This is a genomic window from Frankia sp. CpI1-P, assembly GCF_001421075.1.
GTDB classification, from domain to species: Bacteria; Actinomycetota; Actinomycetes; order Frankiales; family Frankiaceae; genus Frankia; species Frankia torreyi.
In genome coordinates, this window is the sequence record NZ_LJJX01000036.1 from 34,474 (window position 1) to 61,436 (window position 26,963).

Below are 26,963 nucleotides of genomic sequence, written 5' to 3' on the forward strand. Positions count from 1 at the left end.
GCTACCGGACGGTCAGGTGTACTCGGTCGTCGCCGCCGGCCGTACAAGCTCCGCCGCGGTCCTGGTGCACGGCACGGGCACGGTCTGGGCCGGCGAGCCGGACCTGGTGCGGGCGACGCAGGCGGAGCTGGCCGAGCTCGGCTCGGACGCCGTCACCGTCCCCGAAACCGTCACCGTCCCCGAAACCGTCACCGTCCCCGAGACCGTCACCGTCCCCGAGACCGTCACCGTCCCCGAGACCGTCACCGTCCCCGAGACCGTCACCGTCCCGGAGACCATCACCGTCTCCGAGACCGGCGCCACCGCGGCAACCGGCGTCGTCGCGGCAGGGGGCGCCGTCGTCGAAGCGGCCGGCGGCCCCGTCGCCCATCTCGTGCTCGCCGACACGGCGCGTGATCTGCGTCCCCGGGGTCTGCGCCACCGGGCGGACCTCTGCCTGGTCACCACGCTGTTCCCGGACGGGCGGCTGCACCACCGCCTCGTTCCCGCCGCCGACGCGCCCGCCGTGGCCCGCGCCGAGCACGACCTGGTCGTGGCGTAGAGCGCCGCTCGAGAGTTGTATCGGTGGGAGTCGCCCTGGCGGGTCGCGATCGCCCCATGGCGGGCGGCGCGGTTCCGCGGAACATCAAGATCGATGCCGCGTAGCGGCCAGCAGATGCTGGAGACTCATTCCGGTCCGCCCGGTCTCCGACCGTCATCGGGCTCCAGCATTCCCGGCCGAAACCGCTGTCGGCGATCGAGTGGCGGGCGTCTCCTCCGACTTGGGCGAGCCCACCAGCCACCACACCCCCGTAGCTCCCCGTGATCAGAGATGAACGGAATCGAGCCGAGGGGTAGGTACGGTTTCAGGCCGAAAAACCGTACCGAAGCCTCGGCACGATCTGGCCGCAATCTGTCCGGAACCCAGGTTTGCGGGCAGGACGGCCGCGGCGGTGCGGCGGTGCGGCGCGGGCTGCCGGGGCAGCGCGCGCCGACCCGTCAGCCCCCGATCGACTCGGCGAGGACCCCGGCTGCCGCCTGGGCGATCACGGCCGTCCCCTGGTCGAGCACGTCGGTGCGCCACTGCGGGTCCGGCGGGTCGAACGCCTCACGCATGAGCAGCCCGATCCTGGCAACCTGCTCGGGATCCGGACCGCTCCGCTCCGGATCATCCTGATCCGCTGGGCCAGCCTGCTGCACCGAGCCAGCCTGCTGCACCGAGCCACCCTGCTNCCAGAGCCAGTTGTCCGCCTGCAGGGCGCGCAGCACGGTCAGGCCGTCCTGGGTACCGAACTCGCAGGTGATGGCCGTGATCTCCGCGTCGGCGAGGTCCTGGAGCAGGGCACGGGCGGAGTTGCCGCCGATCGGCGTCGAGCTCGACGTCCCCTCCTCGGAGTTCGTCAACGCGTCGCCATACCAGGCCCGGGCCCGCCGCGGGGCGCCCGGGTCCACGCCGCCGCGGAAGATCGGCTCGGCGGCGCCGCGGTCGCCGAGTCCGGTGTGCAGGTCGATGTAGGCGACCCGCTCGTATCCCGTCAGGTACTCGCCGATGATCGTGTGCCAGGTCCGGTGGGACCAGCACGGCGCCGATCCGCCGTAGAACAGGCCATCCGGGTGGGTGTACTGGCCGGACGTGACGATCTGCTGCACCTCCCGCACCCCCAGCCGGCCGGCGTGCGCCAGCAACGCGGCGTCGGCCTCGGCGTGGGCGGGCCCCTCCCAGTCGGCGGGCAGCAGCGTGGGGTGCAGCGCGCCATAGCCGCTGTCCGGCGGCAGCGCCGCGTGGTCGACGAAGTTGCGGTTGACGTCGATGTTGTCCTCGTTCACCCGGCGGCGGTGGGAGAAGCCGAAGGGATTGAGCGCGTGCACCAGGACGACCGACAGCCCCGTCCACGCGGCCTCGTGCAGGGCCCGAAGCTGGCAGGCCGACCCGGCGAATCCCTCCGCGCCGTGGGTGCCACTGACCAGGACGAGCACGGACCGCCCACGGCTGGCGCCGATGCGCGCCACGTCCGTGCTCAGGGGCTCGCCCCGGGCGCCCCGCAACTCCCCGAGCGGGAACGACTCGAGGTGCGCGCCACGATCGCGGGCCGCCGCGAGAAAGCGCTGCCGCGCCTCGCCGTAGTTCGCGGAGAAGTACATCCGTCCCCCTGCGCCGTGGTTGGTTCAGTGTTCCGATGGACTCGTGGCCGGCATCGCCGCCGCCTCGGCGCCGTGCTCGGGTGCGCGGGCCTCGGGTACGTCGCCGCCTGCCGGCCGGGATTCGGGCCGGGGCCGGCCGCGAACCTGGCCGAGCGCCATCACCACGCCTGTGATCACGATAAGCAGCACGAACAGCCCCCGGTAGCCGGAGGAGTGAACGACCGCGCCGGCGACGAGCGGAAAGACGAGGATCGCGACCTCGAACAGCAGGCCCGCCATCGGCAGCATCCGGATGCGTTCCGCGGGTCCGGCGAGGTTGACCGCGCGGGCCTGGAAGGCCGGCAGGCCCAGGCCATAGGTGCATCCGAGCAGCAGCGACGCCAGGCAGTACAGCACCGGGTTCGATCCGACGAACACGAACGCCACCGCCGCCGCGGNCATGCCGACGGTCGTCACGGCGACCACCCGGTCGGAGGCGCTGTCGGGCAGGATGCNGGCAAGCCCCAGGCGCACCGCGATGACCGCCACCGTGTAGGTCACGTAGAAGACGTCGAAGTCGAGATGCCGGCTGTCCGCGAAGGTGGTCTGGAAGCTGTTCATGGTGGTGAACACACACGCGCTCAGCAGCACCATCGCCAGCGGCACCACGCTGGGTGATCGCAGCGCGCCGCGCCAGCCGGTCTCCGCCGCGCGGCCAGGCCCACCNGGGCCACCTGGGCCACCTGGGCCACCTGGCTCAGACTCGGGCAGGGGCTCCTCGTCGGCGGGATCCCGCGGCGGGCCGGCCGACCCGCCGCCGGGCAGGCGCCGCAGCTCGACGGTGAGCGGGACGACCAGCACGGCTGCGGCGGCCGCGAGGGCGGCCCCGACGGCGAACACCTGCTGGTAGCTCAGCCCCGCGTCCCGCAGGGCGTTGCCGAGGACGGGGCCGATGCCGAAGCCGGCCTGGATGGTCCCGGTCGCGTAGCCGATGAGCGTGGCCCGGTTGCGGTCCGTGGCAAGATCGGAGGCGATCATCGGCGCCGCCGTGTAGGTGACCGCCCAGGCGGTGCCCAGCACGATTGCCGCGACCACGAGCGCGGCGTTGCGGGAATGCACCCCGGTCATCAGCACCGCGGCGCCCGCGTACACCAGGNACGACCCGGCCAGCAGCAGATGCGGCGGCACGGTGCGCGGGAACCGCAGGAGCAGGGCGAGCGCGACGGCGGTCGGCACGGCCGCCGCGGCGGTCAACGCGCCGTAGGTCGCCTCGCTGCCGCCGACCGTCTTCACGAACGGTCCGAGCAGCAGCAACACCCCGTAGGCCGAGGACGCCAGCAGGACGCAGGTCAGCAGCAGGCCGAGCACGGCCCGCTCGCCGTGGACGGATCGCCGGCGCTGCGACCGGAGGTCATTCGCGACGCCGTCGCCCTGTCCGCGTTCGATGACCCGCCCACCCTCCGGCCGCACCCACATTCGAATCTGCGGAGCCGATGAGGCACATTATTCCGCAGGTGCGGAAGAAAAGTAGCACGTAAGCCGAATGCTCGTGACGGGAACATCGCCACCGACGGAGCGGGGCGAGGGGTTGGCCACGGTCAGCGGGATCATCCGGGGACTGCCGGTTCGTCTGCCCGCTGGCTACGCTGCTGGGCATGACCGCCGAGATCCCCGATCCCCCGCCGACGCCGGACCTCCGGGTCTCCGACGCGGAACGGGAGGAGGTCGCGCAGCTCCTGCGCCAGGCGCTCGCCGAGGGCCGGCTGACCTTCACCGAGTACGACGAGCGGGTCGGTGCCGCCTACGCCGCCCGGACCCGCGCGGACTTCACCCCCCTGACGATCGACCTGCCAAGCCAGCCGAACCTGTTCGCCGCGGTGGCCCAGCCGTCGCCGCCCGCGGACCCGACCGCGGCCGTCGCCGCCGCGGTAAGCCCGGTCGGACTCGACGGGGCGCTCGATCCGCCCCGGCGCGAGCCGGCCGGCGTGGACTGGACGGTCGCCGTGATGAGCGGCAACGAGCGCACCGGGCGGTGGCGGCCGAGCCGGCACACCCGTGCCGTCGCCGTGATGGGCGGCTGCGAGCTGGACCTGCGGGAGATCGCGTTTCCCACCGACACACTGCTGATCACGGCGGTCGCGGTGATGGGCGGCATCGAGATCATCGTCCCCGAGGGGGTGGAGGTCGAGGTGACCGGCGTGTCGGTCATGGGCGGCCGCTCGGTCAAGGTCGCCGACACGCCGCGGCGGCCGGGGACGCCCGTCGTGCGCATCCGGGCGATCGCGGTGATGGGTGGCGTGGAGGTACGCAGCAAGCCGCAGCGGCCGACGACGACACCCGGGCACGTGACACCCGGGCACGCGGCAACCGGGCACGCGGCACCCGGGCACGCGGCACCCGGGCACACAGCGATCGGGCACCCGGGAACCGGGCACAAGGGCCTCGACCCGGGCCCCGGCGCCGGGCAGCCCGACGCCGACGCCGATGCCGACCGGGAACGACCGGGGGAAGGCGGATGAGCCGCCCGTTTCGTCAGGTGGACGTGTTCACCGCCACCCCTTATCAGGGCAATCCCGTTGCGGTGGTGCTGGACGGGACGGGGCTCGACGACGACGCGATGCGCCGGTTCGCCCGCTGGACGAACCTTTCGGAGACCACCTTTGTCCTGCCGCCGACCTCACCGGCGGCCGACTACCGGGTCCGCATCTTCACCCCGTCGTCCGAGCTGCCGTTCGCCGGGCATCCCACGCTCGGCACCTGCCACGCGTGGCTGGCCGAGCGGCCGGCGTCGGCTCGACCGACGGAGATCGTCCAGGAGTGCGGGGTGGGCCTCGTGCCCCTGCGGCGGACGGCGGACGGACTCGCCTTCGCAGCGCCGCCGCTGCGTCGCTCCGGGCCGGTCGAGGCCCCGCTTGTCGCGCGGATCAGCACGATGCTCGGTATCACCCCCGACGATGTCGTCGCGGCCGAATGGGTGGACAACGGCCCGGGCTGGGTCGCGGTCCTGCTCGCCGATGCCGAGTCGGTCCTGGCGCTGCGACCGCGCGGCGTCGACCTGCCCCTCGGGGTGGTCGGGCCGTGGCCGCCCGGCTCGGCGACGGCGTTCGAGGTGCGGGCGTTCGTGCCGATGGGCGACGCGGTGATCGAGGATCCGGTGACCGGCAGCCTGAACGCCTCGCTCGCGCAGTGGCTGCTGGGCACCGGACGGGCGAGCGCGCCCTACACGGCCAGCCAGGGCACCGTGCTGCACCGGGCCGGCCGGATCCACCTCTCGACGGACGCCGACGGCACGGTCTGGGTGGCCGGCGCAACGGTCACCTGCCTGTCAGGCACCGCCGAGCTGTGACGCCGGCGCACGCACCGGTCAGTTCTCCACCCAGCCGTACTTCTCGGCGATCCGGATGAGCTCACTCCTGATCCGGATGATCTGCGTCCCGGTAAGGGTGGGTTCGACCCGCAGCAGCGTCTCGGTCACCTCCTGCGTGAGTTCACCCACCGGAAGGACGTCACAGAGCCCGTCGGAATCATCGGCGTGCACGGCCACCCGCGGTGCGGCGGAGGGAGCCGGGGAAGCGGAACCGACGATACGCGCCGAACTGGCTTTCAGGCCACGCTCCCCCTCCTCCACCTCGAACTCCATGAAGGTTCCGGGAACGACGAGATTCTTCTCGACGAGCAGGTCGTTTGCGTGCAGAAAAATATCGTCGCCACCGTCACTGGGGGCAATGAAACCGTAACCCCGCACGTGATCGAACCGAAGGACCTTACCTGTACTCACGACTCACCTCAACAGCACCAGAAAGACCATCATCTCGACAATGACGCCCCCGTCCACCCAACCGCCACACGGCAGAACCGGGACCAGGCCGCCAATCATACCCGCCGCCGCACCAGGCGGACCCCGACCCACCGAGCCCGACACCAGGCGGCGAAAATCGGCCGCCAGCCCAGGTGGCGCCGCACGGGCTTCATCGCCGATCCGGCGACGCATTCTTCGCCGCCACAACCACTTCCTCGAGAAACAACCACCGGGCCACGTTTCCCCATCTCGACCGTCCGGGCCCTTTCCCGGTCGGCGTACCTCGCGATGCGCAACCGGCGCGGCCGCGGTGGCGTCTCAGCAGATACGCGGAAGCTCCGAGCCCATCGGCAGATCAATCACGCGGCTTCCGCCGAGCCCGGTCCTGGCGACCACCATCGGCGCGTTGTCCTCGGTGACGGTGCCGATCGCGGCGGCGTCCCGGCCGTGCGGATGCGCCCGCATCACCTCCAGTACCCGATCGGCGTCCGCCGCCGGAACGATGGCCACGAGTTTCCCCTCGTTGGCGATGGCGAACGGGTCGAGCCCGAGGACGCTGCAGGCATCCGCGACCGGCGCCGCCACCGGGACGGCCCGTTCGGTGACGGCGATGCCGACCTGCGCGCCGCGGGCGATCTCGTTGAGGGTCGCCGCGAGGCCGCCGCGGGTGGGGTCGCGCAGCGTGTGGATGTCCGCACCGGTGGCGAGCATGGCGGCGACGAGGCCGCTCAGCGGCGCGGTGTCGCTGCGGACCTGCGTGCCGAACTCCAGCCCCTCGCGGCAGCTCAGGACGGCGACCCCGTGCGCTCCGATCTCGCCGCTGACGAGGACGACGTCACCCGGGCGGGCCCGNCCCGGCCTGATGTCGACGCCGTCGGGAACCAGCCCGAGGCCGGTCGTGTTGATGTAGACCCCGTCGCCGTGACCGGCGTCGACGACCTTCGTGTCCCCGGTGACGAGCCGGACCCCGGCCACCCGGGCCGCCGCGCCCAGGGCCTCGGCGACCCTGGCGAGTTCGGCCAGCTCGGTGCCCTCCTCCAGGATGAAGGCGGTCGCCAGGTAGCACGGGGTCGCGCCCACCATGGCCAGGTCGTTCACGGTGCCGTTGACCGCGAGATCGCCGATGCAGCCGCCGGGGAAGAACAGCGGGCGGACGACGAAGGAGTCGGTGGTGAAGGCCACCCGCGCGCCGCCGAGCGCGACGACGGCGGCGTCGGCCAGCTCGGTCGCGGCGGCCGGGCCCCGGAAGGCCGGCAGGAACAGGTGCTCGACGAGTTCGGCGGACATCGCGCCGCCGCCGCCGTGCCCCATGACGATCGTGGGGGAATCCGCCAGCGGCGCGGGACAGGTCCAGGCGGCGAGGTCCACGGCATCCACGGCATCCTCCGCATCCACGGCGTCCACGGCGTCCACGGCGTCGGCAAGGTCAGACACGGGCCACCTCCCGCGCTGGCTGGTTGTCCGCCGGGGCCGTCGCGGCCGGCTGGCCGAGCCGCCGGTAGAGGTAGTAGGCCGCGCAGGCGCCCTCGGCGGACACCATCGTGGCGCCCAGCGGCGTCCGTGGCGTGCAGCGAGTCCCGAAGGCGGCACACTCATGCGGCTTGATCAGGCCCTGNAGCACCTCCCCCGAACGGCACACCGAGGACTCCGCGGTGTGGATGTCGCCGACGGCGAAGCGAGTCTCGGCGTCGAACTCCCGGTAGGCCGCCGACAGCCGCCAGCCGCTGTCCGGTATCACCCCGATGCCGCGCCAGGCACGGTCGGTCACCGTGAAGACGTCCCGCAGCATCGCGATGGCGGCCGGGTTGCCCGCCGCCGGCACGGCCCGCGGGTAGGCGTTGTCCAGCTCGTGGCGGCCTTCCTCCAGTTGCATCACGGTCCGGCGGATGCCCTCGAGGAGGTCGAGCGGCTCGAAGCCGGTGACCACGATCGGCACCCGGTACCGGCGGGCGAGATCCGGGTACTGCCCGGTGCCCATCACGCTGCACACGTGGCCGGCGGCGAGGAACCCCTGAACCCGGCAGCTCGGCGATTCCATGATCGCCGCAATCGCCGGCGGGACCAGGACGTGCGAGACGAGCAGCGAGAAGTTGCGCACCCCGCACCGCTTCGCCTGGTAGACGGTCATCGCGTTGGCCGGAGCCGTGGTCTCGAACCCGATCCCGAAGAACACCACCTGCCGGTCCGGGTTCTGCCGGGCGATCGTCAACGCGTCCAGGGGCGAGTACACCACCCGCACGTCGGCGCCGGTGCTCTTCACCCGGAACAGNTCCCGGTCACTGCCGGGAACCCGCAGCATGTCACCGAACGAGCAGAAGATGACCCCCGGCCGGGAGGCGATCTCGAGCGCGCGATCGATGATCTCCAGTGGGGTGACGCAGACGGGGCAGCCGGGGCCGTGAATCATCTCGACGCCCGCGGGCAGCAACTGGTNGATCCCGTGCCGGATGAGCGAGTGGGTCTGGCCGCCGCAGACCTCCATGATCGCCCATGGCCTGGTCGTCACCGCATGGATCTGGTCCAGCAGCCGACCGGCCAGCTCGGGGTCGCTGAACTCCTCGAGGTATTTCACCGGTTCACCCCCTCAGGCTGGGCGTCGCGGGCGGACGTGGCCGGCCCACCGTCGAGTTCCTCGGCGAGCAGCCCCATCCGGGCGATGGTGGCCAGCGTTTCCAGCGCGGACTGTTCGTCGAGCCGCTGGATGGCGAACCCGACGTGGACGATCACGTACTCGCCGGCCGTGGTGTCCGGCAGGTACTGCAGGCACACGTCCTTGCGCACCCCCCCGAAATCCACCTCGGCCATGCGGGTGCCGTCCCGTTCCCCGATGGCGACGACCCGTCCCGGAACCGCGAGACACACGGCGCTCACCCCCTCGTTTCATGGTCATCCGCTCCCCCGCTCCCCCGCTCCCGCGCGCCGGCCGCGGCGACCACGAGCTGGCCCAGCGCGATGCCGCCGTCGTTCGGCGGCACCCGGCGGTGCCGCAGGACCGTGTAGCCCTCGGCTCGCAACGCCCGCGCGGCCGCCGTCGCGAGCAGCACGTTCTGGAACACCCCGCCGGTCAGCGCCACGACGTCGAGCCCCCGCTCGGACCGGGCCTGCCGGGCCAGGTCGACGACCAGGGCCACCACCGCTGCGTGCAGGCCGGCGCTCATCGCCTCGACGGCGAGCCCGCGCCGCAGGTCGCGGACGAGCCCGCGGATGACGGGCGCTGCGTCGGCGACCAGCGGACCGCCCGGCACCGGCCGGTCGATCCCGAAGGCGTACCGGTTGCGCCAGGCGTCGGGACCGCCCGGGCAGCGGCGGGCGCGCGCCTCCAGCTCGATCGCCGCCTGGGCCTCGAAGTCCGCGCGGTGGCGGACGCCGAGCAGGGAGCTCACCGCGTCGAACAGCCGTCCCATGCTGGCGGTGGGCACGCAGGCCAGCCCGGTGGCGAGCTGATGGGCCAGGGCGCGCCGCTCCCCCGCCGGGCAGGCCGCCACGGGTGGCAGGTCCGCGTCCCAGCCAACATCACCGTCCCAGCCAACACCGCCGTCCCAGCCAACACCGGCGGCCCACAGGTGCGCCAGCGCCATCCGGTAGGGGCGGCGCACGGCGGCGTCCCCACCGGGCAGCGGGACGTAGGCGAGGTGGGCGAACCGCTCGAAGCCGCGGTAGTCGGCGATCAGCGTCTCGCCGCCCCACACCGCCCCGTCGGTGCCGTAGCCGGTGCCGTCGAAGGCGAAGCCCACCACGGGACGGTCGCCGGTCAGGCCGTGCTCGGCCATCACCGCCGCCACGTGGGCGTGATGATGCTGCACCGAGCGCACGGGTCGCCCGGCCGCGTGCCGCCGCGCCCACTGCCGGGAGCGGTAGCCCGGATGGGCGTCGGTGGCCAGCGCGGTGGGGCGGATGCCGGTGAGCCGCTCGAGATGGTGTTCGGCGGCGGTGAACGCCCGCACCGTGTCGGCGTCGTCCATGTCCCCGATGTGACCGCTGAGCCAGGCGGAACGATCGGTGCCCAGCGCGCAGGTGTTCTTCAGGTCGGCGCCCACCGCCAGGGTCGGCGCCACCGCGAACGGCAGCGGCACCGGCAGGGGGGCGAAGCCCCGGGAGCGGCGCAGCGGCAGTGGGTCACCGTCGACGACGCGGACGACCGAGTCGTCGCAGGGCACGTGAATCGGGCGGTCGTGGCGCAGCCACGCGTCGGCGAGCGGTGCGAGCCGGCGACGGGCGTCGGCATCGTCGGCGGCGATGGGTTCGCCGCCGAGGTTGCCCGACGTCATCACCAGCGGCGCCGGCGAACCGCCGGCCGCCGCCACCGCGGCGAGCAGCAGGTGGTGCACCGGGGTGTAGGGCAGGAGCAGGCCGAGGTCGGGGCTGTTCGGCGCGACCGCGGCGGCGAGTGCGGGTCGGCCGTCGTCGCGCCGGGCGACCAGGACGATCGGGCGGGCGGGCCCGGCCAGCACCGCCGCCTCCGCGCGGTCGAGGTGGGCGAGGCGCCGAGCGGCGGTGAGGTCGGCGACCATGACGGCGAACGGCTTGTCTCCGCGCCGCTTGCGGCGCCGCAGCGTCGCCACGGCCGCCTGGTCCGTGGCGAGGCAGGCCAGGTGGTAGCCGCCGATGCCCTTCACCGCGACGACACCCCCGACGGTCAGCAGCCGGGCCGCCGCCGCCAGGGCATCCTCGCCGAGGACCGCCGGCCCCGTCCCGGGTGGAACGAACTCCAGCCGGGGCCCGCAGTCCGGGCAGGCGATCGGCTGCGCGTGGAAGCGGCGGTCCCGCGGGTCGCGGTACTCCCGCGCGCAGGCGGGGCACAGGGGGAACCCGGCCATCGTCGTCGCCGGCCGGTCGTACGGCAGCCCGGTGATGATCGTGAAGCGCGGCCCGCAGTTGGTGCACGTGATGAACGGGTGGCGGTGGCGGCGGTCGGCCGGATCGGCGAGTTCACGCAGGCAGTCCGGGCAGGTCGCCACGTCCGGGGACACCATCGTGTGCGGGGCGTCTCCCGCGCGGGAGCGGGCGATCGTGAACGCCGCGTCGCCGCGGGGCGCCAGGTCCGTCGCCGTGACCCGTTCGATCACGGCCAGCGGCGGGGCGTCGGCGGTCAGCCGCCGGCCGAACTCCGCCACCGCGCCGGGCGAGCCCTCGACCTCGACGATCACCCCATCGCTGTCGTTGCACACCCAGCCGGCCAGCGCCAGGTCGGTCGCGGCCGCGTGGACGAAGGGCCGGAAGCCGACGCCCTGCACGAGGCCGCGCACGGTGATCCGCCGTCGCCGCCGACCGTCGGACCCGGACTGCCCGGCACCGCGCCCGGCCGGCGTGGCCGGCGCGGGGGCGGGGGCGGGGCGGGTCGGGCTGCCCACCGTCACATCCGCCTGATGCGCAGGTACCGGACGAGGGACGGGTACTCCCGCCACATCATGCCGGCGATGCCGGCGCCGGTGGCGGCCAGGACCTTCTTGCGGTTGCTCATCGGTCTCCCCCTCGAATCGACTGGGACGACGCTGCGGTGCGCGACGCCCGCGCCGCGCGCCGGCTAGCCCGGTGGCAGGTTNGGCATGCTCGGCGAGATCGGATCGCGGTCACGCGGCCGGATGCCGGTCGAGCGGCGGGCGTCGGCGGTGCCGTCGCTGTGGTGACCCGGCTCCATCTCGTAGGAACCGACGGCGTTGCCTTCGCGGACCCCTTTGACGTGCGCGGTGGCGTCCGGACGGACGTCCGGCTCGCCGACTCGGATCGGTGCCATGGTGCCTTCCCTCCCTGGTCAGTCGCCCGCGGCGCCCGGGCTGCCGGCGCGGCCCAGCGGGGAGCCGCGGCGGGAACGGTCGGGCAGGGCGGCGAAGAAGTCGTCGACCGCAGGCCAGACCCGGCCGCCGCCCGACAACCCCGTCCACGTGTGCCGGACGATCGCGACGAGCCGGTAGCAGTCGTCGATCGGGACGATCCAGAACTCCCGGCGGCCCCGCGCGGTGTTCGCCAGCAGGGCCTCGACCCGGGGGGCCAGCCCGGCCAGCATTGGCGCCCTGGCGACGAGCCGGCGCCAGGCGGCCGGTTCCAGCTCCCAGCGGGTGGCGCCGATCGGGCTCGGGTACCGGGCCCGCACCTCGCCGCCGTCGCCGGGGATGACGAACGCCAACCCGACGGGAATACCCAGCGCGCGGGGATCGGACCCGTCCCGGTCCAGGTCGGCCACGCGCAGCCGGCGCTGCGGGACGAGGCGGTAATGGCCGCGCGCGGCGGCGTCCCGGTCGAACAGCAGCGCGCAGGCCCGGCACAGGCACAGCAGCGCGTCGTTCGACTCGTCGAGCAGGTGCCGGTGGTCGCTCGGCACGGGGGCGGCGCACAGGTCGCACCGTTCGCCGTCCGGCCCGGTCCGGACGAGGCCGGCCCGCACCACCCGGTCCAGGGCTCCGCCGGGGCCGGGCGCGGGACGCAGGTCGGCGCCGGGCACGGGACGAAGGTCGGTCGTCACGGCCGCGCGCTCCCGGCGAGCGGCGGGGTGAGCACCGCGTCGAGGGGGACGAAGGCGGTCTGGTGAGCGCCGCCCGAGGCAGCGGCCTGGCGCCGGACGTCGGACAGTTCGGGCGCGATCGCGAGCACGGCCTCGCGGACCGCCGCCAGGACCTCGCCCGCCGCCGAGCCGCAGCCGCCGAGGGTCAGGCTGATCTCCGCGACGCCCCGCTCGATGCCCACCAGTTCGATCTCGCCGCCCCGGTCGCGGACCGCCGGTCGCAGCCGCTCGATCGCCCGGGTCACCCGCCGGCCCACCGGCTCGGGGTGCACGTCGTGCAGGACGAGCAGGTGGCCGATCAGTTCGTCGGCGGTCAGCGCGGCGGTCACGTCGGCGGCGCCGGCGGCGTAGCCGGCGACCCGGGCGAGCGCCTCGCCGTACACCGACGCGAGCGTGGCCACCGCATCCAGGGCCAGTTCCCCGCTCGGCCCCGGGATCCGCTCCACCTCGGCGAGCGCCTCGTCAAGGTGGGCCAGCCGTTCGCGCACCGCCCGGTCGTCGAGGCGATGNCCGCCCTCGCTGCGCCGGCCGTCCTCGCTGGCTGGATCAGCCATGGCTTGCCCCGAACATCGGCGAGTGCACGGTGCGCAGCGTGCGGCCGTGACCCAGGTACATGTGCACCCCGCAGGGCAGGCAGGGATCGAAGCTGCGCACCGCGCGCATCACGTCGACGCCCTTGAAGGAGTCCGGGCCGTTCTCCTCGAAGATCGGCATGTTCTGGACCGCGTCCTCGTACGGGCCCGGCGTGCCGAACGAGTCCCGGGGGCTGCCGTTCCAGGGCGTCGGCGGGTAGGGGNGGTAGTTCGCGATCTTGCCGTCCCGGACGACCAGGTGGTGCGAGAGGACCCCGCGCACCGCCTCGTGGAAGCCGCAGCCGATCGTCTCGTCCGGCACCTCGAAGTCGGTGAAGGTCCGGGTGTCGCCGGAGCGCACCCGCGTCATCGCCCGCTCCAGGAAGTGCAGCGCCATCCCCGCCGCGTAGGCGACGAAGTACACCCGGGCCCGGTCCCGTTCGATCGCGTTCGACCAGGCGGGCGGGGACCACCGCAGGTCCATGGCGGGCAGCGTGCGGCTGCGGGGCAGCGAGATCTTCACCGCGCCGTCGCTCGCGGTCACGTACGGCGTGTCGACCAGGCCCGCGAGGGCCGTGACGTAGAGGCGGGCGAACGGGCCACCGCCGGTGTCGAGCGCGAGATGGTCGCCGGTGCCCTCGTCGAGCCAGCGCGGGCTCATCACCCAGGAATACTTCTCGCCGAAGTCACGCTTCTGCGGCTCCGGGAAGGTCGTCTGGTTCCACGGGTGGCGCATGTCGACGGGATTGCCCAGCGGATCCCGCTCGACGAAGGGTTCCTCGTTGACCCAGTCCTTGTAGAAGGAGCTGCCAAGCAGGATGCGGATACCCAGGTTGATTTTCACGAGGTCGGTGGTGAGTAGTTTTCCGTCGACGACGATGCCGGGGGTCACGAACATCGCGCGGCCCCAGTCCGTCATGTTCTCGTACCGGTAGTCGACGACGTTCGGGTCCTGGAAGGCCCCCCAGCAGCCCAGCAGGACACGTCGGCGGCCGACCTCCTCGTAGCCCGGCAGCGCGTCGTACCAGAAGTCGAACAGGTCGTCGTTGAGCGCCACGGCCTTCTTGACGAAGTCGAGGATCTCCATCAGCCGGGTGAGGTAGTCGGTGAAGACCGAGGGTTCCGGCATCGTGCCGACCCCACCCGGATACAGCGTCGAGGGATGGACGTGCCTGCCCTCCATCAGGCAGAACATCTCCCGAGTGACGCGGCTGACCCGCAGCGCCTCGTTGTAGACCTGGCCCTCGAACGGGTTGAGCGCCCGCATGATGTCGGCGATCGTGCGCAGGCCGTGCACCTCGGCGCGCGGCGACGCGGTGGCCTCGGCCCGCGCCAGCACGCCGGGGTTGGTCTCCTTGACCATCGCCTCGCAGAAGTCCACGAACACCAGGTTGTCCTGGAAGATCGTGTGGTCGAACAGGTACTCGGCGGCCTCCCCCAGATTGATGATCCATTCCGCCATCGGCGGGTTGGCGATGCCGTACGCCATGTTCTGGGCGTAGACCGAACAGGTGGTGTGGTTGTCCCCGCAGATGCCGCAGATCCGGCTGGTGATGAAGCCGGCGTCACGCGGATCCTTCCCCTTCATGAACACCGAATATCCACGGAACAGCGAGGATGTGCTGTGGCATTCGGTCACCCGCCGGTTGGCGAAATCGATTTTCGTGTAGATTCCGAGGTTGCCGATGATGCGCGTGATGGGATCCCACGCCATCTCGACGATCTGGCCGGGCTTCTCCGCGGCCCTCATCTGCTCGGTGGCCGTCATCACACCCGTCCCTTCGGCCGGTAACTCGGGTCGTAACCGGTGGTCAGCAGTTCCCGGTTGTGCCGCCACCGCGGCTCCCGGTTCACCGTGGCGTTGGTGATGCCCCGCAGGCGCCGGATGATCGACCCATACGGCTTCACCGCGAGCGAGGACAGGCTCGCCNCCGGCGGCATGTCCATGAACGGCATGAACTTGTCGGGGAACCCGGGCATCGTGCAGGCGATGCAGATGCCCCCGACGTTCGGGCAACCGCCCACGCCGCCCATCCAGCCCCGCTTGGGGACGTTGCAGTTCACCACCGGACCCCAGCAGCNGATCTTCACCTGGCACTTCGGCGAGTTGTAGTCCTTCGCGAAGTCGCCCTGCTCGTAGTAGCCCGCACGGTCGCAGCCCTCGTGCACCGTCCGCCCGAAGATCCACTGCGGTCGGTGCTGGTCGTCCAGCGGCGGCGGCGGGGCGGTGCCGGCCGCGTGGTACAGCAGCCAGGTCAGGGTCTCCATGAAGTCGTCCGGCTGCACCGGGCAGCCCGGGACGTTGACGATCGGCAGGTTGCCGGCCGAGGTGAAGTCGCGCCCCAGGTAGTCGAGCAGCCCCATCGAGCCGGTCGGGTTGCCCGCCATGGCATGGATGCCGCCGTAGGCGGCGCAGGTGCCGATGGCGATGACCGCCCAGGCCCGCGGCGCGAGCCGGTCGATCCACCAGTTGATGGTCAGCGGCTGGCCGGTGTCCGGGTCGTTGCCGAACGAGGTCCAGTAGCCTTCGCCGTTGATGTTCTCGTTGGGGATGGACCCCTCGATGACGAGGACGAACGGTTCCAGCTCGCCGCGGGCCGCGGCGCGGAAGGGGGCCAGGAACTCCTCGCCGCCCAACGTCGGCGAGAGCACCTTGTTGTGCAGATGGACCGTCGGCAGGCCCGGTATGACGCCGGTGACCACGTCCTCGATAGCCGGCTGCGAGGCCGCGGTCACCGAGACCGTGTCGCCATCGCAGCTCATCCCCTCGGAGATCCAGAGGATGTGCACCTCGTCGACGCCACCCGGCCGCGCCTGCGTGGCCGGCCGCTCGTCCGTGGCTGTCATCTCGGCCCCTCCTTTCCGTCACGTTCCGTGTCCGACCCCCACGAGTCGGGGGTCCCGGACGATGTCGCCGATGAGGTCGACCGCGTCGTCGACGGCAGCGCGCACCGCGCTGGACAGCTCCATCCGTTCCGCCACCACGGCGGGTCGACAGCCGACGACGACGACCTGGCCGATCTCGCCGCCGAGATCGCGCACCAGCCGCAGCACGACGTCGGGGGACATGCCGTGCGCGTCCACCACCGCCGGCGCGCCGACCAGCGGCGTGCCGACCAGCGGTGTGTCCGCCTGCCGCGCGTCCACCTGCCGCGCGTCCACCTGCGGCGCGTCACCGACGTCGGGCCGCAGGACCGTGAGGGTCCCCGGGGGTTCGTCGGACGGCAGCGCGTCGACGAGGATCACCGTGTCGTACCGGCCGTCGAGCAGCGCGAAGGCGAGGTGCAGGCCCCGGATGCCGTAGTCGGCGACGTCGACCCCACCGGGCAGGCTCGCCGGGTCGAGCCGGCGGACGACCTCGACGCCGAATCCGTCATCGCCGAGGAAGATGTTTCCGACACCGGCGACCAGCGTCCGTCCCGCGCGCGGGCGGGGGCGGGCGGCGCTCACGGCGCACCCGTCCGATCCGCGTCCGTCGGGTCGTCGAGCGGGTCGAGCTCGTCGGGAGCGAAGTAGAAGTAACGGCCGGCCGCCCGATGCAGGTCGCCGGTCTCGTCGCCGTCGAGTGTCACCGCGGCGTGCCGGTCGCCATCGACGTCCAGGAAGATCGCCTCAACCCGGGCGACGCGGCCGGCGAGGAACATGTCGTGGGCGTCGGAGCCCCGCGCACGCGGACGCAGCCGCACCCGGCTGCCGCGGGCGACGGTGACGCCGCCGACCTGCACGCTGTCCCGGTCGGGGTGGACCGACCGGTCGGCCTCCGGCTCCCACCATGCCGAATCCGGGCCGAATGCCGAATCCGGGCCGGATGCCGAATCCAGGCCGGATGCCGAATCCGGGCCGCCGGGCGGGACCGCGGTCGGCGGCTCTACCGGTTGCAGCGACCGCACGGCGCCGTGCAGACGGTCGAGCATGGCGCGCGGGATGCCGTCGACCCGGTCGATGATCTCGGCGGCCCGTGGGTCCGTCGCCCGCGCCTCCCGCTTCTCCTCGTCGGTCAGCGCGCGGGTGCGCAACGAGAGGATCTCGTCGATCTCGGTGGCGTCGAACAGATCCCCGGGGCTTTCCGGGGCCGTCCGGGGATCGTCGTAGAGGATGATCGGCGAACACAGCATGACGTCCCGGGCCCCGCCGGCCAGGACGGGGAACACCCGCAGGTTCTCGCACCCGCGGGCCGCGCTCGCCGCCCAGACGGGCGGGTCCAGCAGCGACAGGAAGCGCCCGCCGCGCACGCCGAGCAGGCTGTGCGCGGCGACGAGCGAGCGGCGCAGCGCCTCGGCCCGCGGCCGGCCAGCGCCCAGGTCGGCCACCGTGTTCTCGACCACCACCCGCAGCCGGTAGAGCCGGAACGGCGCCTCGGCCCGCGTCGCGGACAGGTGGACGGCCGCCGTCACCGGCCACCGGTGGCGGACCACCCGCGCCGCCTCCGGCCGCGGACCCAGCGGTTCGATGTCGACGCCGCCCGGGGCGAGCAGTGGGATCGACACCCGGCTGGATTGGCCGGTCAGGTCGGACAGCGGCACGGCGAGATCGAACTCGCGCGGACGCGCCTCGTCGAAGGTCAGCTCGCGGGTGCCGTCCACGTCGAGCTCGTCGACCGGCGAGAACCGTCCGTCCGCCGCTCGGCGCTCGACGCGACGCCGAATCACCTGGAGGAACCGCAGCCGCAGGAAGACCGTCGCGGGTCCCGTCGCCTCCACCAGGCATTCGGCCTGCTGGAACGACCCGTCGGCCGAGCCCGACACGCCTGGCGACCCCGACGAGGGCTGTTCGGAGATCCATCCCGGCGGTGCCAGTACCCCGAACTGCCAGCGCACTCGGTTCTTCCCGCAGGAGCGTCGGTAGGGGTAGAGCAGGTAGCCCTCGTAGAGCACCGCGTCGGCGACCGCCCGCGCCGCGTCGAACCCCGCGGGTACGCCGGGCCACCGCGGATCCGATCCGGTCGTCACGCCGGCCGCCGTCATCGCGGCCGTGGCCCGCAACAGGCTGGCTCCAGGCTGCCCATGACAGTGTCCCTCCCGGTGCGGTCGCGACGCGGCCGACCTGCGCACCTCCACCAACTACTAACTCGATCTAATAACTCGATGTGTCCTTCAAGGCACTCTTAGTCGTTCGCAGACGAGCTGCCCGGGACCGGTCGCGTCAAACCCGGCCCGCCGCACCGGCCCGCGGCCGAGCATCGGGCCGCGGGCGCCGCGCACGCAGCCAGGCGTACCAGGCGGCCAGGCCGGGCTCCGGCTCGGCGCCGGGAGCACCGGCCGGCAGGTGAAGTCCGGACAGGGTNAGGACGTCAACCGCGGGGTTGATCCGACGAATCAACCCCATGCAGTGATCGACATCCACAGCGAGATACGGCACCAGGTCACATTTGGTGAGCAGCACGAGATCGGCCTTGGCAAACATGTGCGGATATTTGAGCGGCTTATCCTCACCCTCGGTAACCGAGGTGAGCACCACCCGCACGCCTTCCCCCAGGTCGAACAGCGCCGGGCAGACCAGGTTGCCGACGTTCTCGACGAACACCACCGCCTCCGCGGGCGGGTCGAGGGCGCGCAGCGCGCGGTCGACCATGTCCGCGTCGAGATGGCAGCCACGCCCGGTGTTCACCTGCACGACCGGGACACCCTCGGCCCGGATCCGCTCGGCGTCCCGCACGCTTTCCTGATCACCCTCGACCACCGCGAGCGGCCACTGCCCGGCGAGATCGCGCACGGTCCGTTCCAGCAGGGTCGTCTTGCCGGAACCGGGCGAGCTCATGAGGTTGACCGCGAGCACGTTGCGCGCGGCCAGCCGCTGCCGGGTCTGCCCGGCCTGCTCGTCGTTCTTCGCCAGCACCCGCTGTTCCAGCAGCAGCTCACGTCCCGAGCGGCCCGCCGCCCCGGCGTCCGCCGGGAACGAGGTCAGCCGGGGCGCAGCCGCCGGGTCGTCGCAGCCGCAGGTCTCGCACATCGGTCAGTCCCCCTCCCCCACGCAGGCCCCTCCCCGCGCAGGCATCTCTCCCCCATGCAGGTCAGCCCGCCTCCGCGCAGGTCAGCTCGCCTCCGCCGCGGGCATCAGGCCCACCGAGGCGATCCGCAGGTCGTCACCGCCGTCCACCGCCACATCGGCGCAGCCGCAGCCGCAGAGCACGAGGACGTCGTCGGCCACGAACTCGGCGCCGCACCGCCGGCAGCGGGCCCGGCCCGCGGGTTCGTCGATCGTCAGGGCCGCACCGGCCAGCGGTGTGCCGGCGGTTACCACGTCGAAGCAGAACCGGACGGACTCCGGCACGACACCCGACAGCCGCCCGATGACCAGCCGCACCGTGGTCACCCGCGTCGGCCCGGTCCGCTCCACGATCGCGTCGACGACGCTCTGCGTGATGGCCAGTTCGTGCATGGAGGCTCCCCGACGGCGTTGGCGCGCCGGGCACGCGGCGGTGGCGCTCGGCGTGCGTCGAGGGGCCTTTACCCCGCGAGGACGCCGCGCAGTCGCGGCCGCCGCTGCGGCTTCCCCGACCCGCGGCACGGAGGCCCGGTCCCGCGGGGGCGAGTGGGGCTGCGTGGGCGCGGGGCCCCTCGGCCACCTGGCGGCGGGGTCGGCGGGGTCGGCGGGGAGAGGAATACCCTCGCGGTCAGCCGGGGTCGGATACGGGAACGTATTTCCACCGTACTCACTGTCACCACGCGACTATCCCGCGAGAAACCAGCCGGAAATCAAAAAGAAACCTTCGTCGGGCCGATCGACACGGAACAGCGGCCCGTAGGAGGGCGGACGGACGCCGTTGTCCGACCGTCCCGGTGGATCAGGCCGCGGCCGGCGACGCCGGCGCGGCCATCCAGGTCAGGTCTGCCACGGTGACGACCAGCCGCCGGGCGATGTCGTCGGCCGGCACGCCGGAATCCAACGCCGCCCGAAGCGCGATGCCACGCACTGTGCGTAGCTCAAGCCNCCGAGGATGGTCCGCCCACATCAGTTTGTCGGCGAGCGCTGCCCGCTCCACCGGATCAGAGATCGCCACCACGTCTTCATAGGACATCACGGGGCTCATGGTTACGGCTGGGCGGACGTTTCGCAACATTCGGATGGCGTCTTTTTTGCAGAACCCCCATGGGCCGGCCAGGTCATGGCCGAATCCTGTCAGGGCACTGTCCCGTTGGTCCCGTCAGCCCAGCTCGGGAGGGTGGGACCGCGAGCCCGGGGCGGCGCCGTCGCGAGCCCGCGGCGGGACCGATGCCGATCGCCGGCCAGGCAGCAGCGCCGCGGCGATCGCCGCGGCCACCACGAGCGTGATGGCGGCGTCGACCAGCAGGGCCAGCCGGATGCCGGCCAGGGTGGACCGGACCGCGGACAGGTGGTCGGCGACGGCCGACGAACGCGCCGTCGCGACCGTGCTGATGACCGGGATGCCGACGGTGAGCGCGACCTGCTGCGTCATGGTCGTCAGGGCGGTGGCCAGCCCCTGCTCGTGGTCGGGCAGGTCTCCGGTGGCCGTCGTCAGGTAGGCGACGATGCCGTGGACGTGCCCGAAGAAGCCGACCGCCGAGGCCGCGAGGACCAGGTAGACCCAGGCGCGGTCCGGCCCGACGAAGGCGAGGGCGACGTTGGACAGTCCCTGCACGGCGAGGCCCGCGACCAGGCTCACGGCGCTGCCGCGGCGGCTCATCAGCCGGGGCGCGACCAGTCCGGAGACGAACGCCGCCGCGCCGGGCACGCCGAAGACCAGTCCGGCCGTCGTCGCCGAGAAGCCGAGGACCTGCTGGAGGTAGAGGGTGAGCAGGAACACCACCGAGGACTCCAGCGCGAACACGGCGAAACCACCGGCGTTGCCCCAGCCGACGGTGCGCCGGCGCAGGATCGCCACCGAGGCCAGCGGGTGGGCGCTGGTCGTCTCGATCCGCCAGAACAGGGCGAGCAGGACCACACCGAGGGCGATGCAGCCCCACACGACCGGGTCGGCCCACCCGTCGTTGCCGCCGGTGGCGATGCCGTAGACCAACGCAAGCAACCCGCCGGTGACGGTGAGCGCGCCGGGCACGTCGAGGCGGACCGGGCCGGCCGCGCCCCCGGACGGCAGCAGCCGCGGCGCGGCGAGCAGGATCGCCGCGGCCACCGGCACGTTGACGAGGAAGGCCCAGCGCCAGCTCAGCAGGCCGGTCAGCAGTCCGCCGGCGAGCGCACCGGTGGTGAATCCCGCCGAGATCAACGCACCGTTCATGCCGAGCGCGCGCTGCCGCAGCCGTCCCGGCGGGAAGCTCGTCAGCAGCAGCGCGAGGGCGGCCGGAGTGGTCATGGCGGCGGCGAGCCCCTGGCCGACGCGGGCGCCCAGCAGCACGGCCGAACTGGTGGCAAGACCGCCGACCAGGGACGACACGACCAACAGCGCGAGTCCCGCGATCAACATCCGCCGCCGCCCGGCCAGGTCGGCCACCCGGCCGAACAGCAGGGTGAACCCGGCCGCCGGCAGCGCGAACGCCGTCGCCACCCACTGCAGGTGCGCGTCGGTGAGTCCGACGCCGGCGCCGATCGAGGGCAGGGCGACGTTGAGGATGGAGAAGTCGACCGCGAGCATGAACTGGCTGCCGAGCAGCAGGACGAGGATGATCCGCTGGCGGGCGGTCATCGCGTCGTCGCCCACCGGGTCGACCCGGGTCACGGCGGCGGCATCGATCGAAACACTCATGCCGGCCACGCTCGGCGAACATCTCCGAGCCGCCCACACCGCGGGTGTGCCACCCACCGCGTGGCTAGCACCGGCGAGGTGTGGTTCGCCGCGACGGCGCGGGCAACACTGGACGGATGACCGAACTGGGAGACTTTCTGCGTTCGCGCCGCGCCCAGCTCACCCCCGAGGACGTCGGGTTGTCCCGCTACGGCGAGCGGCGGCGGGTGCCGGGCCTGCGCCNCGAGGAGATCGCGCAGCTCGCCGGGGTCAGCGTCACCTACTACACGCGGTTGGAGCAAGGGCAGAGCCGCAATGCCTCCGACGCGGTACTCGACGCCCTCGCCCGGGTGCTGCGCCTCACCGACGAGGAGACCGCCTACCTGCACGGACTGACCCGGCCGGCGGCCGGCCGGCGCGCGAGCCGGCCCGAGCACGTGCGGCCGAGCATCCGCCTGCTGCTCGACGAGCTGAGCAGCATGCCCGCACTGGTGATCGGCCGGCGCAACGACGTCCTCGCCTGGAACCGGCTCGGGCACGCCCTGCTGTGTTCGCATCTGCCCGTCGACGCTCCNCAGCGTTGCCACGGCCGGCCGAACCTCGCCCGCGAGTTCGTCCTCGAGGCCCACGCCCGCGACCTGTTCGTCGACTGGCGGCGCAAGGTCGACGACGTGGTCGCCTACCTGCGGCTGTCCTCCGGCACGCACCCGGACGACACCAAGCTCAACGCCCTCATCGGCGAGCTGTGCGTGAAGAGCGAGCTGTTCGCGACGCTGTGGGCGCGTCACCCGGTCCGGGACTGCACGAACACCATCCGCGAGTTCCGGCACCCGCTGGTCGGCCGACTGACGCTGTTTGAGGAGGTCATGCGGCTGCCCGACGCCGGCCAGCGGATGGTGGTGATGACCGCGGAGCCCGGTTCGGCGTCGGCGGAGAACCTCCAGTTGCTGGCCAGTCTCGACCTCACGGCCGCGGCGGCGGGCCCGCAGCGTGTCCCCGCGGACCCGGCTCCCGGAGGCGGGCCAGGAACCGGCGGGTGCGCTCCTCGCGGGGGTCGTCGAGAACCCGTCGCGGCGCGCCCCGTTCGATGATCGCGCCACCGTCGAGGACGAGTACCTCATCGGCGATGTCCCGCGCGAACGCCATCTCGTGGGTGGCCAGCACCATCGGCATGCCCTCCCGTTTGAGCTCGCCGACGAGGTCGAGCACCTCCCCGACCAGTTCCGGATCGAGCGCCGAGGTGATCTCGTCGAGCAGCAGCAGCGACGGCCCGGTCGCCAACGCCCGCACGATCGCCAGCCGCTGCTGCTGGCCGCCGGAGAGCCGGTCCGGGTAGACGTCGACCTTGTCGGCGAGCCCGATGCGGGTGAGCAGCTCGCGGGCGCGGTCGCGGGCGGCCGCGCGGGGCACCCGGTGGACCAGGACCGGCGCGAGGGTGACGTTCTGCAGCACCGTCAGGTGCGGGAACAGGTTGTACGCCTGGAACACGACGCCGATCCGGCGGCGAACCCGATCCGCGTCCACGCGCGGATCGGTGATCTCCTCGCCGGCCAGGAGGATCTCACCGTCGTCCACGGTCTCCAGCAGGTTCAGGCAGCGCAGCAGGGTGGACTTGCCCGACCCNCTGCCGCCGACGAGCACGACGGCCTGACCGGGCCTGACGTCGAAGGTGACGTCGCGCAGCACGACAGCGTCCCCGTAGAGCTTCACCAGGCCGCGCACGCTCAGCACCGGCGCCGCGTCGCCGGCCGTCACCGCACACCCCCGGCCGTGGCGCCGGCGCCGCGGCGGCGGGCGGAGCGAGCGGCGAGATGGTCGGTGACCCGGGTCAGCGGCATGGTGATCGCGAGGAACATCAGCCCGGCCAGCACGTACGGCGAGTAGTTGAAGTTCGCGGACGTGGCGATCTGCGCCGCCCGGACCGCGTCGACGACCCCGAGCACGGAGACGAGACTGGAGTCCTTCTGCAGACTGATCGCGTCGTTCAGCAGCGGCGGCGTCACCCGCCGGACGGCCTGCGGCAGCACGACGCGGCGCATCGTCTGGGCGTGGGTGAGGCCCAGCGAACGGGCGGCGGCGACCTGGCTTGGATGCACCGACTCGATGCCCGCCCGGAACACCTCGGCCACGTACGCCGAGTAGGTGAGCACGAGCGCCGCGCCGCCGAGGACGAGCGGATCGGTGGGCAGGCCGCGCAGCCGCAGGGCGGGCACGCCGAACCCGACCAGGTACAGCACCAGGATGACGGGCAGGCCGCGGAACAGGTCGGTGTAGGCGGCGGCCAGCAGCCGCAGCGGCAGGAACACCGGGCCGGCCAGGGTCCGCGCCAGCGCCACCAGCAGCCCGAGGGCACCCGCCGCGGCCCCGCAGACGACGAACAGCTCGAGGTTGACGACCATCCCGGTGCGCGCGGCCGGCCAGGCCGCGGTGATCTCCGACCAGGAGAAGAACCGCTGGCGGACCCGCGGCCAGCCCGACGTGTGGGTGATCCCGACGCCCGCGGCGACGGCGACCGCGGCGGTGCTGGCGGCGGCGATCACCCCCGCCCGCAGCCGGGCGCGCCGCCGCAGCCGCCGCCGGTCCCGCTCGCGCTCGCTGGGCTCCCAGGCCACCGTCACCGCAGGACGGGTGCTCCCGCCTGGGAACCGAGCCACTGCTCGGTGAGCTGGCGCAGTTCCCCGCTGCTGGTGAGCTGGGCGAGGGCGTCGTTGACGTTGCGCACCAGCGGGTTGCCTTTCTCGAACAGCAGCCCGAACTGCTCCGGCGCCCCGACGGTGGGGAACTGCCCGACGATCAGCGAATCGGGGATCTCTGCGGACGTCAGTTGGAAGGCGGTCGGCAGGTCCACGACGATGCCGTCGATCGGGCCGTTCTCCATCGCGGTCTTCGCGTCGTTGAGGTCGTTGAAGACCGCGGGCTGCTGCACGGGCGCCACCTGCCTGGTGATGGCGTCGAGGCTGGTGGTGCCGACGGGGGCGCCGAACTTGGCGCCCTTCAGCCCGGCGAGGGTTTTCACGTCCGCGATCCGGGAGGACTTGAGCGCGACGACGGCCTGGCTCACGTCGTAGTAGCCCGTGCTGAAGTCGACGGCCTGCTGGCGCTGGGGCGTGATCGAGATCTCGTTGATGTCGAAGTCGAACTTCTTCGGCCCCGGCGCGAACGAGCTGTTGAACGGCTCGGTGACCCAGTGGACCTTGTCCGGGGCGAAACCGAGCTTGGCGGCCACCGCAAAGGCGACCGCGCTCTCGAAGCCCTTGCCGTTCGCCGGCTTGCCGTCGGAGAACCACGGCGCGTAGGCGGGCGAGTCGGTGGCCACTGTCAACTGGCCGGATTTGACCAGGTGCAGGCCGTCCGACGAGGAGCCGCCCGACGAACCGGCACAGGAGGCCAGCGCGAGCAGCGCCGCGGCGGCCAGGGCGAGGACGGTGAGACGCCGTGGGCGTGGCATCGGAGACCTCCGAGGGTGCCCCACCGACGCGGGTGGGGCGCGCTGAGCAGGCAAGAAGGCTGAGCGGTGGGGCTGGCACAGGCTACCGCCGAACCAGGACAAACCGATCACCGGGGGCCGGTCGCCGCCGGTGCCGACCGTGCGGCGGCCCGATGGGTCACTGGGCGTCGTCGAGGAGCCCGGCCGGTTTCCGGCCAGAATGCGGTCAGATTATGCCGAGGCTTCGGTACGGTTTTTTTGCCGAAAACTGTACCTACCCCTCGGCTCGATTCCGTGTACAAACAGCTACACGGAGATATGTGGGATGGCGTAGCTCGTGACACACCAAGTGNCGGGGTGCCGGGGTGCCGGGGTGCCGGGGTGCCAACGGATCATGCCTCGGGGCCGGTGACCGGCGGGCCGGCGTAGACGCCACGAGGGCGCAGGCGCAGCGGTGTCTCCTGGTACTCCTCCAGGGCATGGGCGAGCCAGCCGACCGTGCGGGCCACCGCGAAGATCACCTCGCCGGCCTCGGCGGCCATGCCCGCGGCCATGGTCAGCACCGCGAGCGCCAGGTCCACGTTGGGTCGCAGTGCGCGCTCCCGCCCGGCCACCCGGGCGATCTCGCCGGCGGCTGCCAGGAAGGTCTCGGCGGCGGGCAGCGCCGCGAGCGCCGCCAGCAACGCGCGGGCACGCGGGTCGCCGTCGGGGTACAACCCGTGCCCGAATCCGGGGATCCGCTGGTCGGCGCGCAGGTGCTCGGAGACGACGACCACCGCGTCCCCCCGGTCGACCACCTCGGCGAGCAGCCGGTACGCCAGCCGGCTGGCGCCGCCGTGCAGGGGGCCGTCCAAGGCGGCGAGCCCGGCGGAGACGACGGCATACGGGTCGGCCCGCGCCGAGGCCGCGACCCGGGCGGCGAACGTGGACACGGCGAGGTCGTGATCGGCCAGCAGCCCGAGGGCCCGGTCGAGACACGCGATCGCGGCCGTGTCGCCAGGCCCACCGGCCAGCCGGCCCCACAGCCGCGCGGCGATGCCCGCCCGCTCCCCGGCCGACTCCGCAGCCCCCGTCATCGCCGCAGACTCCGTCATCGCCGCAGCCCCGACCGACTCCGCAGCCCCGACCGACTCCGCAGCCCTGGCCGTCGCGCGGGCTCCGGCTGTCTGGGATGCCTCAGGCGGCGCCGGAAGAGCCTCGACGAGCGCCGCAACGAGAGTGCGGGCGGTGAGCAGGACGCTGTCCTCCCGCAGGTCGAAGCGCAGCGGGTCGCTCGCCGCGGCGACCGAGACGGCGACCCGCATCCGGTCGGTGAGCCTCGACCGGGCGGGCAGGATCCCACCCACTCGCTCCAGGGTGGCGGCGAGATCCGGCGGGACGGTGAACACCGGCGCCGGATCCGTCCGGCCGCGCCAGAGCCAGCCGGCCACGTCCTCGAAACGGTGACGGGCGACGAACTCGACGGCGTCGACGCCGCGGTAGTAGAGGCGTCCGTCCGCGACGAGGGTGAGCCGGGTGCGCACGGCCGGCAGGTCCCCGCCGCGCAGGGCACCGGCCCCTGCCACACCGACCGCGGGGGCAGCGACGGCGGGCCCGGTGGAACCGCTCGGGGTACCGGCGGCAGGAACCTCCCGCTCAGGGACGTCGGCTCCGGCGACGCCGTCGACGCCGTCGACTGCGACGGTCCCGTTGGCAGCCGCGGCGCGGGCTCGCGCGTGCCCCGCCGTGCGTAGCCGCTCGACCTCGGCGGGGTCGAAGGTGCTGCCTCGGCCGCCGGCGGCCCGCTGGCTGTGCAGCAGGCCCCGGCTGGCGTAGGCGTAGACCGTCTCAAGCTTCACCCCGAGCCGCTCGGCGACCTCGCGCGACGTCAGCCGCTCACCATGACCCATCCGCGCCCCCTTCCGCTCCGCCGAGTGTACTGATTC

21 protein-coding genes and 19 pseudogenes are annotated in these 26,963 nt (G+C 72.9%); 5 read left to right on the forward strand and 35 right to left on the reverse strand.

Annotated features, from left to right (window positions below; all coding sequences use genetic code 11):
• Position 1: 1 nt before the first annotated feature.
• The 8 genes and pseudogenes from FF86_RS67370 to FF86_RS67405 form a co-directional block, all read right to left on the reverse strand.
• Positions 2 to 370 carry a hypothetical protein gene (locus tag FF86_RS67370; protein ID WP_396229991.1) on the reverse strand — a complete coding sequence of 123 codons (369 nt, stop codon included), beginning with the start codon at positions 368 to 370 and terminating at the stop codon, positions 2 to 4.
• A gap of 608 nt (positions 371 to 978) precedes the next feature.
• Positions 979 to 1,211: hypothetical protein (locus tag FF86_RS67375; protein ID WP_396229987.1), on the reverse strand; the 233-nt coding region annotated here is incomplete at its 5' end.
• Position 1,212: 1 nt separating this feature from the next.
• Positions 1,213 to 2,121 (reverse strand): annotated as a pseudogene (locus FF86_RS67380) (M14 family metallopeptidase); the annotation flags it as partial.
• Positions 2,122 to 2,145: 24 nt separating this feature from the next.
• Positions 2,146 to 2,558 (reverse strand): MFS transporter (locus FF86_RS67385; RefSeq protein ID WP_396229988.1); only part of this gene is annotated, 413 nt, incomplete at its 5' end.
• A 1-nt stretch (position 2,559) separates the two neighbouring features.
• Positions 2,560 to 2,615: pseudogene (locus tag FF86_RS67390) on the reverse strand (hypothetical protein); the annotation flags it as partial.
• A 1-nt stretch (position 2,616) separates the two neighbouring features.
• A pseudogene (locus FF86_RS67395) lies at positions 2,617 to 2,826 on the reverse strand (MFS transporter); the annotation flags it as partial.
• Position 2,827: 1 nt separating this feature from the next.
• Positions 2,828 to 3,256 (reverse strand): annotated as a pseudogene (locus FF86_RS67400) (MFS transporter); the annotation flags it as partial.
• A 1-nt stretch (position 3,257) separates the two neighbouring features.
• Positions 3,258 to 3,576, reverse strand: a pseudogene (locus FF86_RS67405) (hypothetical protein); the annotation flags it as partial.
• A gap of 179 nt (positions 3,577 to 3,755) precedes the next feature.
• On the opposite strand from FF86_RS67405, the gene FF86_RS21495 reads away from it, so the two are divergent.
• Both FF86_RS21495 and FF86_RS21500 read left to right on the forward strand, forming a co-directional pair.
• Entirely contained in the window at positions 3,756 to 4,619 is an 864-nt protein-coding gene (locus FF86_RS21495; RefSeq protein WP_044886620.1) for a DUF1707 domain-containing protein, read from the forward strand.
• The gene (locus FF86_RS21500) at positions 4,616 to 5,446 is read left to right on the forward strand and encodes a PhzF family phenazine biosynthesis protein (RefSeq protein ID WP_044886619.1); all 831 of its coding nucleotides are present in this window, start codon (positions 4,616 to 4,618) and stop codon (positions 5,444 to 5,446) included. Before FF86_RS21495 ends, FF86_RS21500 begins: the two co-directional genes overlap by 4 nt.
• 18 nt (positions 5,447 to 5,464) lie before the next feature.
• On the opposite strand, the gene FF86_RS21505 is transcribed toward FF86_RS21500, so the two are convergent.
• The 22 genes and pseudogenes from FF86_RS21505 to FF86_RS21580 form a co-directional block, all read right to left on the reverse strand.
• A complete protein-coding gene (locus tag FF86_RS21505) occupies positions 5,465 to 5,878 on the reverse strand; it encodes a cold-shock protein (RefSeq protein WP_044886618.1) in 414 nt (137 codons plus the stop codon).
• Between the two features lie 339 nt (positions 5,879 to 6,217).
• The coding region (locus tag FF86_RS54350) for an AIR synthase-related protein (RefSeq protein ID WP_242419237.1) at positions 6,218 to 6,751 on the reverse strand (534 nt) is incomplete at its 5' end.
• Position 6,752: 1 nt separating this feature from the next.
• A pseudogene (locus FF86_RS54355) lies at positions 6,753 to 7,294 on the reverse strand (AIR synthase related protein); the annotation flags it as partial.
• 31 nt (positions 7,295 to 7,325) lie between these two features.
• A pseudogene (locus FF86_RS54360) lies at positions 7,326 to 7,514 on the reverse strand (hydrogenase formation protein HypD); the annotation flags it as partial.
• 1 nt (position 7,515) lies between these two features.
• Positions 7,516 to 8,168 (reverse strand): annotated as a pseudogene (gene hypD, locus FF86_RS54365) (hydrogenase formation protein HypD); the annotation flags it as partial.
• 1 nt (position 8,169) lies between these two features.
• Positions 8,170 to 8,332 (reverse strand): annotated as a pseudogene (locus FF86_RS54370) (hydrogenase formation protein HypD); the annotation flags it as partial.
• A gap of 1 nt (position 8,333) precedes the next feature.
• A pseudogene (locus FF86_RS54375) lies at positions 8,334 to 8,471 on the reverse strand (hydrogenase formation protein HypD); the annotation flags it as partial.
• A complete protein-coding gene (locus FF86_RS21520; RefSeq protein WP_044886655.1) occupies positions 8,468 to 8,761 on the reverse strand; it encodes a HypC/HybG/HupF family hydrogenase formation chaperone in 294 nt (97 codons plus the stop codon). The gene FF86_RS21520 and the pseudogene FF86_RS54375, both read right to left, overlap by 4 nt.
• A gap of 5 nt (positions 8,762 to 8,766) precedes the next feature.
• Entirely contained in the window at positions 8,767 to 11,256 is a 2,490-nt protein-coding gene (gene hypF, locus FF86_RS21525; RefSeq protein ID WP_396229989.1) for a carbamoyltransferase HypF, read from the reverse strand.
• Complete coding sequence (locus FF86_RS67410) at positions 11,253 to 11,360, reverse strand: DUF6893 family small protein (RefSeq protein WP_396229990.1); 108 nt, start codon at positions 11,358 to 11,360, stop codon at positions 11,253 to 11,255. The genes hypF and FF86_RS67410 overlap by 4 nt, the downstream gene beginning before the upstream one ends.
• 291 nt (positions 11,361 to 11,651) lie before the next feature.
• Positions 11,652 to 12,359: a DUF5947 family protein gene (locus FF86_RS21535; RefSeq protein WP_236706142.1), complete on the reverse strand. Its 708-nt coding sequence runs from the start codon at positions 12,357 to 12,359 to the stop codon at positions 11,652 to 11,654.
• Positions 12,356 to 12,907: NifU family protein (locus FF86_RS21540; protein WP_242419238.1), on the reverse strand; the 552-nt coding region annotated here is incomplete at its 5' end. The genes FF86_RS21535 and FF86_RS21540, both read right to left, overlap by 4 nt.
• 37 nt (positions 12,908 to 12,944) lie before the next feature.
• Positions 12,945 to 13,194, reverse strand: a 250-nt coding sequence (locus tag FF86_RS54380; RefSeq protein ID WP_242419239.1) for a nickel-dependent hydrogenase large subunit, incomplete at its 5' end; no start/stop codon positions are given.
• Position 13,195: 1 nt separating this feature from the next.
• Positions 13,196 to 14,738, reverse strand: a pseudogene (locus tag FF86_RS21545) (nickel-dependent hydrogenase large subunit); the annotation flags it as partial.
• A pseudogene (locus FF86_RS54385) lies at positions 14,738 to 14,900 on the reverse strand (hydrogenase expression protein HypE); the annotation flags it as partial. The pseudogenes FF86_RS21545 and FF86_RS54385, both read right to left, overlap by 1 nt.
• 1 nt (position 14,901) lies before the next feature.
• Positions 14,902 to 15,051 (reverse strand): annotated as a pseudogene (locus FF86_RS54390) (hydrogenase expression protein HypE); the annotation flags it as partial.
• A 1-nt stretch (position 15,052) separates the two neighbouring features.
• A pseudogene (locus FF86_RS21550) lies at positions 15,053 to 15,817 on the reverse strand (hydrogenase expression protein HypE); the annotation flags it as partial.
• Positions 15,818 to 15,835: 18 nt separating this feature from the next.
• Entirely contained in the window at positions 15,836 to 16,420 is a 585-nt protein-coding gene (locus FF86_RS21555; protein WP_044886612.1) for a hydrogenase maturation protease, read from the reverse strand.
• Entirely contained in the window at positions 16,417 to 17,934 is a 1,518-nt protein-coding gene (locus FF86_RS21560) for a hypothetical protein (protein WP_044886652.1), read from the reverse strand. The genes FF86_RS21555 and FF86_RS21560 overlap by 4 nt, the downstream gene beginning before the upstream one ends.
• A 320-nt stretch (positions 17,935 to 18,254) precedes the next feature.
• Positions 18,255 to 18,919: pseudogene (hypB, locus tag FF86_RS21565) on the reverse strand (hydrogenase nickel incorporation protein HypB); the annotation flags it as partial.
• A gap of 81 nt (positions 18,920 to 19,000) precedes the next feature.
• Positions 19,001 to 19,348 (reverse strand): hydrogenase maturation nickel metallochaperone HypA, encoded by a 348-nt coding sequence (locus FF86_RS21570; protein WP_044886610.1) that lies wholly within the window; start codon positions 19,346 to 19,348, stop codon positions 19,001 to 19,003.
• A 766-nt stretch (positions 19,349 to 20,114) separates the two neighbouring features.
• Positions 20,115 to 21,632: an MFS transporter gene (locus FF86_RS21580; protein ID WP_052681240.1), complete on the reverse strand. Its 1,518-nt coding sequence runs from the start codon at positions 21,630 to 21,632 to the stop codon at positions 20,115 to 20,117.
• Between the two features lie 116 nt (positions 21,633 to 21,748).
• Here FF86_RS21580 and FF86_RS54395 point away from each other — a divergent pair.
• The 3 pseudogenes from FF86_RS54395 to FF86_RS54405 form a co-directional block, all read left to right on the forward strand.
• Positions 21,749 to 21,854: pseudogene (locus tag FF86_RS54395) on the forward strand (transcriptional regulator); the annotation flags it as partial.
• 1 nt (position 21,855) lies between these two features.
• Positions 21,856 to 22,185: pseudogene (locus FF86_RS54400) on the forward strand (helix-turn-helix domain-containing protein); the annotation flags it as partial.
• Position 22,186: 1 nt separating this feature from the next.
• A pseudogene (locus FF86_RS54405) lies at positions 22,187 to 22,501 on the forward strand (transcriptional regulator); the annotation flags it as partial.
• A 73-nt stretch (positions 22,502 to 22,574) separates the two neighbouring features.
• On the opposite strand, the gene FF86_RS21590 reads toward FF86_RS54405, so the two are convergent.
• From FF86_RS21590 to FF86_RS21605, 5 genes and pseudogenes are all read right to left on the reverse strand, one after another.
• Positions 22,575 to 23,234: amino acid ABC transporter ATP-binding protein (locus tag FF86_RS21590; RefSeq protein WP_313954366.1), on the reverse strand; the 660-nt coding region annotated here is incomplete at its 5' end.
• Between the two features lies 1 nt (position 23,235).
• Positions 23,236 to 23,354: pseudogene (locus FF86_RS54410) on the reverse strand (peptide ABC transporter ATP-binding protein); the annotation flags it as partial.
• Positions 23,355 to 23,362: 8 nt separating this feature from the next.
• Positions 23,363 to 24,229, reverse strand: coding sequence for an amino acid ABC transporter permease (locus FF86_RS21595; RefSeq protein ID WP_082122065.1), 867 nt, complete (start codon positions 24,227 to 24,229; stop codon positions 23,363 to 23,365).
• Positions 24,226 to 25,059, reverse strand: coding sequence for a transporter substrate-binding domain-containing protein (locus FF86_RS21600; protein WP_044886606.1), 834 nt, complete (start codon positions 25,057 to 25,059; stop codon positions 24,226 to 24,228). Before FF86_RS21600 ends, FF86_RS21595 begins: the two co-directional genes overlap by 4 nt.
• A gap of 371 nt (positions 25,060 to 25,430) precedes the next feature.
• Entirely contained in the window at positions 25,431 to 26,927 is a 1,497-nt protein-coding gene (locus FF86_RS21605; RefSeq protein ID WP_044886605.1) for a citrate/2-methylcitrate synthase, read from the reverse strand.
• Between the last annotated feature and the right edge of the window lie 36 nt (positions 26,928 to 26,963).